We start from the raw sequence: 11,157 nt of genomic DNA, 5'->3' as shown, positions 1-11,157 counted from the left end.
GCCGCCAGCGCGAGCACGCCCGCGACCGCGGTGGCGTTGACGATCTCGCCCGCCAGCGCCGCCCGCACGGCCGCGTCGACCGGCATCCGAACCACTTCGAGGTCGGCCTCTTCCAGCTCCGGCTCGGGCCGGTCGGTCTCGTACAGATCCCGCGCCAGGTACACCCGCAGTGCTTCGTCGGTGAAACCGGGCGACAGCATCACATCCACCAGCACCGACCACTCTCGCGCCGCCACGCCGGCCTCCTCGGCCAGTTCGCGCTGCGCGGCGAGCAGCGGGTCCTCGCCGGGCACGTCGAGCAGACCGGCGGGCAGCTCGAGCAGCCGCTGCCCGATCGGGTGGCGGTACTGGTTGATCAGCACCACGTTGTCGTCGGCATCGACCGCGGCGACGGCGACGGCGCCGTGATGCTCGACTACCTCGCGTTCGACGACCCGCCCGCCCGGCATCGACACCTGGTCGAGCCGCAACGCCAGAATGGCGCCGCTGTAGACGGTCCGGCTGGATACGATCTCGAATTCGTGGCTGCCCGGTCCGGCAGCGCCTCCGGTGAACATGGCCCGGTCGTCGGTCATGCCCTGACCTTATCGGCAGGAGCGGGCACTCCCCGGTGCCGAGGACCGCCGCCCGCGGGCACGACCCGCACGCCGCTACGCCTTTTCGGTGGCACCTGCGAGTTCTTCGCCGGGGATGTCCACCGGAAGCCGTTCGGCCGCCTTGTACTTCAGCGCCGCCGAGATCAGCGCCGCGAACAGCGGGTGCGGCCGGGTCGGGCGGCTCTTCAGTTCGGGGTGCGCCTGGGTGGCGACGAAGAACGGGTGCACGTCGGCGGGCAGCTCGACGAACTCGACCAGATGTCCGTCCGGCGAGGTGCCGCTGAACGTCAACCCGCTCTCGGCGATCTTGTCGCGGTAGGCGTTGTTCACCTCGTAGCGATGACGGTGCCGCTCCGAGACGTGCTCGCTGCCGTAGGCCTGGGCGACGACCGAGCCCTTGGCCAGCGTCGCGGGGTAGGCGCCGAGGCGCATGGTGCCGCCGAGATCGGCTTCACCGGCAACGGCCTGTTCCTGGTCGGCCATCGTGGAGATGACGGGATGCGGTGTGCCGGGCTCGAATTCGGCCGAGTTGGCCTCGGCCAGACCCACCGAGCGGGCGGCTTCGATCACCATGCACTGCAGGCCGAGGCACAGACCGAGCAGCGGGATGCCGCGGGTGCGCGCGTAGTGGATCGCGCCGACCTTGCCTTCGATGCCGCGGATGCCGAATCCGCCGGGAATCAGCACGGCGTCGACGTCGCGCAGCGCCTGCTGCGCGCCCGCCGGTGTCTCACACGCGTCGGAGGGCACCCAGTGGATGTTCACCTTGGCGCGTGAGGCGAACCCGCCCGCGCGCAGCGCCTCGGTGACCGAGAGATACGCGTCGGGCAGGTCGACGTACTTGCCGACCAGCGCGACCTCGACCGTCTCGCGCGGCGAGTGCACCCGCTCGAGCAGATCGCCCCACACGGTCCAGTCCACGTCACGGAACGGCAGGCCGAGCCTGCGCACCACATAGGCGTCCAAGCCCTCGCGGTGCAGCACGCGCGGAATGTCGTAGATCGACCGCGCGTCCGGGGTGGAGATGCAGGCATCGACCTCGACGTCGCACATCAGCGCGATCTTGCTCTTCAGCGCCTGCGGGACCTCCCGGTCGCAGCGCAGGATCAGCGCGTCGGGCTGGATACCGATATTGCGCAGCGCGGCCACCGAGTGCTGGGTCGGCTTGGTCTTCAGCTCGCCCGAGGGGGCGAGGTAGGGCACCAGCGACACGTGCAGGAAGAAGACGTTGTCCCGGCCGACGTCGTGGCGGATCTGGCGGGCGGCCTCGAGGAACGGCTGCGACTCGATGTCGCCGACCGTGCCGCCGATCTCGGTGATCACCACATCCGGCGTCTGCCCCTGCAGATCCGGACCCCGCATCGCGAGGATGCGGTTCTTGATCTCGTCGGTGATGTGCGGGATCACCTGCACCGTGTCGCCCAGGTATTCGCCGCGGCGCTCCTTGGCGATGACCGACGAATAGATTTGCCCGGTGGTCACATTCGCGTCCCGGGACAGGTCCCGGTCGAGGAATCGCTCGTAGTGGCCGACGTCCAGATCGGTCTCCGCGCCGTCCTCCGTTACGAACACCTCGCCGTGCTGGAAGGGGTTCATGGTGCCGGGATCGACGTTCAAGTACGGGTCGAGTTTCTGCATCGTGACGCGCAGTCCACGTGCCGTCAGCAGCTGCCCGAGGCTGGAGGCGGTAAGACCTTTACCCAATGAGGAGGCGACACCACCGCTGACGAAGATGTGCTTCGTGGCCGTTCGCGCCTGAATCCGTGTTTGACCCACGGGTCTTCACGGTAACACGAATCCGCCCGTCCGTTCGAATGCCACGCCCGTTTGCCCACCGATCGCCGGGCTGTTGTTCAGAGCATGCGGACCCCGACTGTGAAGCGCGTCGCGGCAGAGCCCGCCGACGCATTGTCACGCGGCGCTGCCCTGGCATCGAAACAACCCGTCGAAACAGCCGGTCCGCGGTAGAACCTCGGCTGCCGCGGACCGGCTGTGCCGCCGCACGGCTACTCAACCCGGCAGGGCGGCCAATGTGAGCGACGTGGCTTTGGCGCCGGTGCCGTATCGCCCCGCTCCGCCGTTGAGCTGTTCGTCGAGCGCCAGCACCGTGGTGACGCGGCCGAGGTCCCTTTCGAGGTTGTCGACCGTGCTGACCTGGGCGGCGAGCGTGGCGTCGGCACGGACGACGGCGATCGGCCCCTCGCCCTCGGCGGCGCCGGCGCGACCGGCCAGCACCACACCGGAACCGCGGCCGCGCAGGGCGCCGGTGAAGCGAGCGGTATTCGCGCCCACGCTGTCCCTTGCGGCGCCGACGCCGTTTCCGGTGACCACCACGGCCAGCTGCGCCGGATGGACCGGCGTATCGCCGTAGGCGAGGAAACCGCCGCCGCGCAAGGTCTCCAGCACCAACCCGAGCTCTTGCGGGGTGCTCCGGGGTTGCCCGTTGGCCGGGTCGAGCAGCAGCACCAGGCCGAGCAGATCACCCGCCATGCTGCCCTGGTCGACCGCGCCGGTACGCAGCTGCGCCCCCGCCGGGATCACGTTGGTGAGGGCGGTGCGCATCCGGTCGCCCTCGGTCGCGTCGACGAAAGCGTCGGTGAACGCGATCCGGGCGGTCACGGCCGCACCGGCGGTCTCCAGCGCTTTCGTCACCGCCTCGACGTCGCCGGGATCGGCATCCGGTGTCGTGAACACGACGACGCCGCGGTCGGCGAGTGCACCGCCGAGGATGCGGCCCGACGACCCGGCGATGAACCGGTCGGCGGACATGACCTGATCCGCCAGCCGCCGGTTCTGATCGCCGAGCGTGTCGACCTGCTGGCGCAGATCGGCCTTGTCCGCCCGCAAGCCGGACAGCAGATCGGCGGCGAGCGTCTGCGCGCCGAGCACCACGCCGATGGCGAGCGCCAGAAAGATCGCGGCGATCGAGATGGCGTGCTGGCGGATCGTGATCATCGTTCTCCCTCGGCTATTCCCACGAACCGGCGCGCGCCTGCGCCCACAGCGCGAAGCGGTTCCAGTTGTCGACGGCCCAGTCCGTGACGTCCGCGCCGCGGTTGGAGGCCAGCAGCACGACGATCACCGCGACCAGCGCGGCGAGCACCACCAGCGCGACGGCGATCCCGGACACCCGGCTCCGGTACAGCGTGGCGACGGCCTTCGCATCCATCAGTTTGGTCCCGACCTTGAGCCTGGTGAGGAACGTGGCCGGGTTGCTGTGGCGGCGCCCGCGATCGAAGAAGTCGTCGAGCGAGGCCGGAGCGCCCGCGACGACGATCAGCGCCGCACCGTGATGGTCGGCCAGCAGCAGCGCCAGATCGGCGGCCGAACCCGACGAGGGAAAGGTCGTCGCGCCGATGCCGAGATCCTGGATGCGCTCGAGTCCCTTCGCGTGGCCGTCGGTGTCGGCGGGCAGAATCACCTCGGCGCCGCACTTCATGGTCGCCGAGGTGATCTCGTCCGGGTCGCCGACGATGACATCGGGGCGGTAACCCCGCCTCCTGAGCGTGTCCGCGCCACGGCCGACGCCGATCAGGATCGGGGCGTATTCCTTGATGAACGGCTTGATCCGCTGCAGATCCTCGGCGTGGTCCGGGCCGTCGGCGACGACGACCACGTGCCGCTGCTTCATCACCAGATCCAGTTCCGGCACGCCGTAACCGTCGATGAGCAGTGCGTTCTCCATGCGGATGAACTCGATGGTGTTGCCGGCGAACGCCTCCAGGTGATCGGCCAGACCGTTGCGCGCCTCGATCATCCGCTCCGCGATGGCGGACTCGGTGAGCTCGATGCCCTCGACGAGGACCTCCGGCTCCTTCTTGATCAGCTTGCCGGAGTAGACGACACCTCCGTCGATCCGGACCCGCTGGCCGTCCTTGATCTTGCTGAACGCATCCGAACTCACTGTGTCCAGCAGCAGGATTCCATTGGCCACCAGCGCTTCCGGGCCCAGATTGGGATAGCGGCCCGAAATGGAAGGCGAGGTGTTGATCACCGCGCCCACCCGAGCCTCGACCAACCGGTCGGCGGTCATCCGGTCGAGGTCCATCTCGTCGAGCACGACGATGTCACCCGGGCCGACGCGCCCGAGCAGTCGCCGGGTGTTGCGATCCACCCGGGCTGTCCCGGTCAGACCCGGCAGTGTTTCGGTGTTCCTCGACAACAGCGCCAGCATTTTCATGCGCCGATGATGGCGGCAAACCCTCAACCATTGGTGGAGGCGCGCCGAGATAGCGAATGAGCAGCTACCGACTACACCCGCCCCGATTGTGACGCGCCCAACATGATCACCGAGCGGTCGGCGAAGTACCTATATGCTGCCCGTCACAGGTAACTCGAAGAGGAGAACCATGGCCAGCACCACCGTCGACGCCGTCATTCCCGCCCCACGCGAGGTCGTGTACCGGCTCTTCGCCGACCGCGAGAGCATCAGTCCCTATCTGCCGGTCCAGGTCAAGCTGACCAAGCCAGGCCGGACCGAACGCGAAGGCGTCGGCGCCCAGCACCTGATCGGCGTCGGCGCGGTCGGCGTCACCGAGGAGATCACCAAGCTGGTTCCCGGTGAGCGGATGGAGTACAAGGTCGTCAAGGGCGCGCCGGTGAAGCGACACGTCGGCATCGTCACCTTCGCCGACGCCGAGAACGGCACCCTGGTCTCCTACACGATGGAATCCGACCCCAAGCTTCCCGTGCCCGCCAAGGTCGTCGAACTCGGCCTGAAGAACCTGATCGGCGTGTTCATGAACGGTGCGCGGAAAGCGGTGCGCTGATCGTCAGCGCGTCACCGCCGTGGCGCCCGCCTTCTCCGCGCGCGCCGTCGCCAGCAGTTCCTCCGCGTGCGCCCGGCCGGTCTCGGTGTCGTCGAGACCGGCCAGCATGCGGGCCAGCTCGATGACCCGCTCGTCGTTGGTCAGCGCGCGGACGCCGCTGTTGACGGTGCCCTTCCCGTCGTCGGACTTGTCGACCACGAGATGGGTATCGGCGAACGCGGCGACCTGCGGCAGGTGAGTCACCACGATGACCTGGTGAGTGCGCGCCAGCCGGGCCAGTCTGCGACCGATCTCGACCGCGGCCCGGCCGCCGACACCCGCGTCGACCTCGTCGAACACCATCGTCGCGCCATGATCGGAGCTGGCCAGCACCACCTCGAGCGCCAGCATCACCCGGGACAGCTCGCCGCCGGACGCGCTCTTGCTCAACGGCAGCGACTGCGCGCCCGAATGCGCGGACAGGCGGAACTCGACCTCATCGATGCCCGCGGGCCCGGCATGCAACTCCTGCCCGTCGACGGTGAGCGGCGCCGCGTCCTGCGACCCGGCGAGCAGCGGCCGCACGTCGACCTCGAGACGCGCTTTACCCATCGCGAGACCACCCAGCTCGGCGCTCACCGCCGCTGCCAGCTTGCCCGCGGCTTTGCTCCGCGCCGCGCTCAGCTTCTTCGCCGTCTCCCGCACCCGCTCAGCGGCGGTATCCACCTCGGCGGCCAGCTTGGCCAGCGCTTCCTCGGAGACGTCGAGTGAGCCCAGCCGCGCCCGTGCTTGCTGCGCCCAGGCCAGCACGCCGTCGATATCGGGTGCGTACTTGCGGGTCAGCGTCTTCAGCTCGGCCTGCCGGGTGAGCAGCGAATCCAGCGCGCCCGGATCGGAAGGCAGATCAGAGAGATAACCGCTCAGCTCGGTGGTCACGTCCACCACCACCGCGATGGCGTCGGCCAGGCGCGGCGCGAGAGCGACCAGCGCGGGGTCGTCGGCCCCTTCGATGCGGGCGCGTGCGGCGCCGAGCGATTCCAGTGCGCCGGAACCCTCTTCAGGCGTGTCGGCCGGTCCGGCCAGCGCGTCGTGCGCGGTCGCCGCCGCCTCGCGCAACGAGTCCAGATCGCTGAGCCTGCGGACCTCGTCGACGATGCGCACGTCCTCGCCGGGTTCGGGTGCGATGCTGTCGATTTCGTTCAGCGAGTGCTCGAGCCGTTCGGCTTCGAGCGCCAATTCCCTGCTGCGCGCGGTGCGTTCGAGCAGTTCGGCGCGCGCGTCGAGCCACGATCGGCGCTGCGCCTGGTACTTCCGCAGCAGCGGGCCCACCGCGTCGGCGGCGAACTGGTCCAGTGCGGACAACTGCTGGTCGGGGCGCTGCAACCGCAGCTGGTCGTTCTGGCCGTGCACGGTCAGCAAGGGCGCGGTGAAATCGGCCAGCACCGAAGCGGGCACGCCGCGTCCGCCCAGATGCGCACGGGAACGCCCGTCACTGCCCACCGTCCGGATCGCGATGATGCTGCCGTCGTCGTCCTGCTCGGCCGCGGCCGCTTCCAGCACCTGCGCGACGTCGCCCCGGGCGGCGTCGTTGAGGTCCTCGACGGTGAATCGGCCCTCCACCACGGCGCGGGACGCGCCGAGCCGGACCCGGCCCGCGTCCGCGCGGGCGCCGCTGAGCAGGTGCAGGCTGGTCACCACCATGGTCTTGCCCGCGCCGGTCTCGCCGGTCAGGCAGGTCAGTCCGGCATGGAACTGCGCGGTCGCCGTGGAAATGACGCCAAGGCCGTCAATCCTGATCTCTGTCAGCACGTGTGCTCTCCGTTCGCCGTCGGCCACGCCAGCCCGTCACGGGCAATTGGAACTTGCGCACCATCCGGTCGGCGAACGGTGCGGAGTCCAGCCGCACCCAGCGCACCGGCTCGGCGCCGCGAACCGCGTCCACTCGGCCTCCGCTGGGCAGTGCGAGCGTGCGCCTGCCGTCCAGGAAAACTATCGCATCGTGTCCGGTGGCCACCGATTCGACCGCGATCCGCGAATTTGGGCTGGTCACCAGCGGCCGCGCGAACAGGGCGTGGGCGTTGCTCGGGATCACCAGCAGCGCTTCGAGTTCCGGCCACACCACCGGGCCGCCCGCGGAGAAGGCGTAGGCGGTCGATCCGGTCGGCGTGGAGATCAGAATGCCGTCGCAGCCGAACGCCGACACCGGCCTGCCGTCCACTTCGAGCACCACTTCCAACACGCCCATGCGCGAGGCGTTCTCGATGCTCGCCTCGTTCAGCGCCCAGCCGCTCTCGACCACTTCGTCGTCGATGCGGACGGTGAGGTCGATGGTCATCCGGTGCTCGATCGTGTAATCACGCCGCACCACCTGGGCGAGCGCCTCGTCCAGGTGCTCGGCCTCGGCCTCGGTCAGAAATCCGATGCGCCCCAGGTTGATCCCGAGCACCGGCACCGCAGCCGGACGCGCCAGCTCGGCGGCGCGCAAAAAGGTTCCGTCGCCGCCGAGCACGAGCACCATCTCGCAGCCGACCGCCGCTTCCGGGCCGTGCGCGACCACGCGCACCGGATAGCCGCCCGGCTCGGCCTCGAATCGGGTGCTGTCCGCCTCGTCGGCGAGCACTCGCAGGCAGATGCCCGCGTCCGCGAAGATCTTCGCCACTCGGTGGGCGGTCTCGATGATTTCCGCCCGCCCCGGGTGGGACACGAGCAAGATCTCCCGGCCGCAGGGCTGGGCCGGCGCGTTCACTGTGGACCCTCCTCAACCGCACGCTCGACCAGCGCCGCCACCAGCTCGCGGTCGTATTCGAACTGCCCGTCGTTGCGCAGCCACAAGAAGTATTCGACATTGCCGGACGGGCCCGGCAGTGGGCTGGCCACAACGCCGGCGGTACGCAGGCCGAGCTCCGCGGCGGCCGCAGCGACCGCGCACACCGCTTCGGTACGCAGCGCGGGATCGCGGACGACGCCGCCGGAGCCGACGCGCTCCTTGCCGACCTCGAACTGCGGTTTCACCATCGGCAACAGGTCGGCGCCCGGCGCCGAGCAGGCCGCCAGCGCGGGCAGGACCAAGCCCAGCGAGATGAAGGACAGATCGCCCGCCACCAGTTCCACCGTGCCGCCGATCGTTTCGGGCGTCAGGTTCCGCACGTTGGTTCGATCGAGGACGCGCACGCGCTCGTCGTTGCGCAGGCGCCAGACCAGCTGCCCGTAGCCCACGTCGACCGCGACCACCTCCCGCGCCGCCCGACTGAGCAGCACGTCGGTGAAACCACCCGTCGACGCACCCGCGTCCAGGCAGCGCTTGCCCGCGACGGACAATCCGTCCGGCTCGAACCGTTCCAGCGCGCCGAGCAGCTTGTGTGCCCCGCGTGAGGCCCAGGAGACTTCGTCGAGCTGCTCGCGCACCACCAGCGGCGTGCCCGCCTCGACGGCGGTCGCCGCCTTCACCGCGACCGTTCCGGATATCAGGACGCGGCCCGCACCGATCAGCTCGACCGCGTGCTCTCGCGATCGCGCCAATCCGCGGCGAACCAGTTCCGCGTCCACCCGCGTGCGTCTGGCCACCTCAGATCTTGTCCACCGTGGCCAGTGCCTGTACGAGCACGTCATGCGCCTGCTCCAGAATGCGAGCGCGCCGGGTGATGTCGACACCGGCTTCGGCACTATCGGCGGCGGGCACCGCCCCGCTCCAGCCGGGTCGCTCGAGCTCGGCGAGCAGACTGTCCACCTCGCCGCGGATCCGCTCCGGGTCGGCCGGCTCCGGGCGTCCTTGCCCACCCAGATGCTGACCGGGCAACGGGACCCCGGGGCGGGGACCATGCCCACCGGCGGGCGCTCCGGGAACGTTCGGACGGGGCGTAGGAGTTGTCATCGTGGCGTCAACGCTATCGGATTTCCGAACCGGACGCGCGGACCGTCACAGCTCGTCCCGGGTTACGCCGAAGGACCTCACCGAGGTCGGCATCGGGCTGCGGGTCGACAGGTGCGTGGTTGAGAGCGTCGAGGGAATCGCAGACATAGGTGGGGATCCGTTCGTCCGGCGCTTCGCGCAGCTCGTCCAGGGTGCTGACGCCGGTCAACACCAGCAGAGCGTCGAGGCCGACGCGGTTGGCGCCTTCGATGTCGGTGTCCAGCCGATCGCCGACCACCAGTGCGCTGCGGGAGTTCGCCCGGACGAGCGCGTCCTCCAGCAGAGGCGGGTACGGCTTGCCGGCCACGACCGGCTCCCGCTCGGACGCGGCCCGCAGCGCGGCGACCATCGCACCGTTGCCCGGCGCGAGGCCACGTTCGTTCGGCAAAGTCTTGTCGGTGTTCGCCGCGACCCACAGTGCGTCCGCGCGCAACGCGTAGGCCGCCTCGGCGAGGTCCGGCCATGCGGTATGGGGTGAATGGCCTTGTACCACCGCGGCCGGTGCGGCGCCGTTGAAACGCCGGATCGAGCGCAGCCCGACCGCGTCCACCTCGGCGGCCAGGTCGTCGGTGCCGACGACCAGCACCTGTGCGCCGGGGTCGAGTCGCTCGGCCAGCAGCCGGGCGGCCGCTTGGGCGCTGGTCACCACGTCATCGGCGGAGGCCGGAAAGCCGAGATCGGCCAGGTGCGCGGCCACGACCGCCGATCCCCGGCTGGCATTGTTCGTGACGTACACCAGCCGCTGGGCCGCTTCCCCGCTCGCCGTCAACGCCTCCGGCGCGCCCTCGATCACCTCGTGTCCGCGATACAGCGTGCCGTCCAGATCCAGCAGCAGGGCTCGGTAGCGATCCCGTAGTCGCTTCACACCACTCTCACTCCGTGTCACCGATCGGCGCCGTGCCGACTCGCATACCGCCGGGCTCTCCGGCAGCACAGCCGCTCGGCGAGTCCGAGACACTCGAACATTACGCCAGACGGCTGACTGGAATGACGTGGCGTCGGCCACTCGCCGGGCCCATATCACAAGCGCCACAGAGCAACTTGCCGACCGCGATCCCGCACAGCGATCCGGTCGCCGCGGCGGCGATATCGGCAGACCTTGGCGCGGAACCGACCAGCTCGAATCGACCGTACCGAACTAACTGGAGGTCGCGCCGACGCCCGGCAGCGCACTGCCCGAATCGCGGGTCAGAGGTCGGTGTCGCCGGTCAGTTCGGCGGCGCGTTCCTCCGCGTCGGTTTCGCCGTCCAGGTCGGCTGATGCGGCGTTGAGGAACCAGGTGAGGCCCTCATCCGTCCGGCCCGCCGCCACCAGGGCGTCGGCGTAGGCGTAGAAGAGGCGGGCCGCGGCCGAACCGGTGCGGGACGGGTCGAGGTCCGACGTCTGCAAGGTGACCACCGCTTGGTCGTACTGGCCCAGGTCCATCCGTGCGCCCGCGACGACGATGCGCAGTTCGGTGGCCTCGTCTCCGCGCAGGGCACGCGCCTCGTCGCTGCGGCCGAGTTCGATCGCGCGTTCCGGTCGGCCGAGACCGCGCTCGCAGTCGGCCATCACGGCCAGCAGGCCGGAACCGCCGGACATCCGGCGTGCCGTCCGCAACTCCGACAAAGCCTCCGCCCACTCACCGGCGTGGTACGCCACGACCCCCGCGGTCTCGCGAACGACCGCGATCCGACCGGCACGCTGCCGGGCCGCCCGCGCGTGTGCGAGGGCCAAACCCGGATCGTCGTCAATGAGTCGTACAGCCATTACAAGATGGCGCGCGACCGTCTCAGCATTGCCTTTGTCCAGGCTGAGGAGGTCACGCCGGATGGCCGGGTCCAGATCGGTGGCCTGGAGGTCCTCCGGCAGGTCGGGTTCTTCCGGCCGCGGGGGACGCCGATCCGGCGACCGGCCGCCGCCG

At 69.9% G+C, this 11,157-nt stretch carries 10 protein-coding genes and 1 pseudogene; 1 reads left to right on the top strand and 10 read right to left on the bottom strand.

Annotation, left to right across the window (positions count from 1 at the left end; all coding sequences use genetic code 11):
* The 4 genes from NA4_RS34680 to steA all read right to left on the bottom strand — a co-directional run.
* Window positions 1-575: NUDIX domain-containing protein (locus NA4_RS34680; protein WP_084497721.1), on the bottom strand; the 575-nt coding region annotated here is incomplete at its 3' end.
* 75 nt (window positions 576-650) lie between these two features.
* Entirely contained in the window at window positions 651-2,372 is a 1,722-nt protein-coding gene (gene pyrG, locus NA4_RS34675; protein ID WP_067479726.1) for a CTP synthase, read from the bottom strand.
* Between the two features lie 234 nt (window positions 2,373-2,606).
* Window positions 2,607-3,551 (bottom strand): copper transporter, encoded by a 945-nt coding sequence (locus NA4_RS34670; RefSeq protein WP_067479725.1) that lies wholly within the window; start codon window positions 3,549-3,551, stop codon window positions 2,607-2,609.
* 13 nt (window positions 3,552-3,564) lie between these two features.
* Window positions 3,565-4,776, bottom strand: a complete 1,212-nt coding sequence (steA, locus tag NA4_RS34665) for a putative cytokinetic ring protein SteA (protein WP_067479722.1) — start codon at window positions 4,774-4,776, stop codon at window positions 3,565-3,567.
* Between the two features lie 169 nt (window positions 4,777-4,945).
* On the opposite strand from steA, the gene NA4_RS34660 reads away from it, so the two are divergent.
* Window positions 4,946-5,365: an SRPBCC family protein gene (locus NA4_RS34660; protein WP_067479716.1), complete on the top strand. Its 420-nt coding sequence runs from the start codon at window positions 4,946-4,948 to the stop codon at window positions 5,363-5,365.
* Window positions 5,366-5,368: 3 nt separating this feature from the next.
* On the opposite strand, the gene recN is transcribed toward NA4_RS34660, so the two are convergent.
* The 6 genes and pseudogenes from recN to NA4_RS34630 form a co-directional block, all read right to left on the bottom strand.
* Window positions 5,369-7,153: a DNA repair protein RecN gene (gene recN, locus NA4_RS34655; protein WP_067479713.1), complete on the bottom strand. Its 1,785-nt coding sequence runs from the start codon at window positions 7,151-7,153 to the stop codon at window positions 5,369-5,371.
* On the bottom strand, window positions 7,131-8,090 hold the full coding sequence (locus tag NA4_RS34650) for an NAD kinase (RefSeq protein ID WP_067479728.1): 960 nt from the start codon (window positions 8,088-8,090) through the stop codon (window positions 7,131-7,133). Before NA4_RS34650 ends, recN begins: the two co-directional genes overlap by 23 nt.
* A complete protein-coding gene (locus NA4_RS34645; RefSeq protein ID WP_067479711.1) occupies window positions 8,087-8,908 on the bottom strand; it encodes a TlyA family RNA methyltransferase in 822 nt (273 codons plus the stop codon). Before NA4_RS34645 ends, NA4_RS34650 begins: the two co-directional genes overlap by 4 nt.
* A gap of 1 nt (window position 8,909) precedes the next feature.
* The gene (locus NA4_RS34640) at window positions 8,910-9,215 is read right to left on the bottom strand and encodes a hypothetical protein (protein WP_245671724.1); all 306 of its coding nucleotides are present in this window, start codon (window positions 9,213-9,215) and stop codon (window positions 8,910-8,912) included.
* A 13-nt stretch (window positions 9,216-9,228) separates the two neighbouring features.
* On the bottom strand, window positions 9,229-10,119 hold the full coding sequence (locus NA4_RS34635; RefSeq protein ID WP_067479707.1) for an HAD-IIA family hydrolase: 891 nt from the start codon (window positions 10,117-10,119) through the stop codon (window positions 9,229-9,231).
* 323 nt (window positions 10,120-10,442) lie between these two features.
* Window positions 10,443-11,157 (bottom strand): annotated as a pseudogene (locus NA4_RS34630) (tetratricopeptide repeat protein); the annotation flags it as partial.

Origin of the sequence: Nocardia amamiensis NBRC 102102 (assembly GCF_001612745.1) — a bacterium.
In the GTDB taxonomy this organism is placed as follows: domain Bacteria; phylum Actinomycetota; class Actinomycetes; order Mycobacteriales; family Mycobacteriaceae; genus Nocardia; species Nocardia amamiensis.
This window is presented reverse-complemented; position numbering and strand designations above follow the sequence as displayed.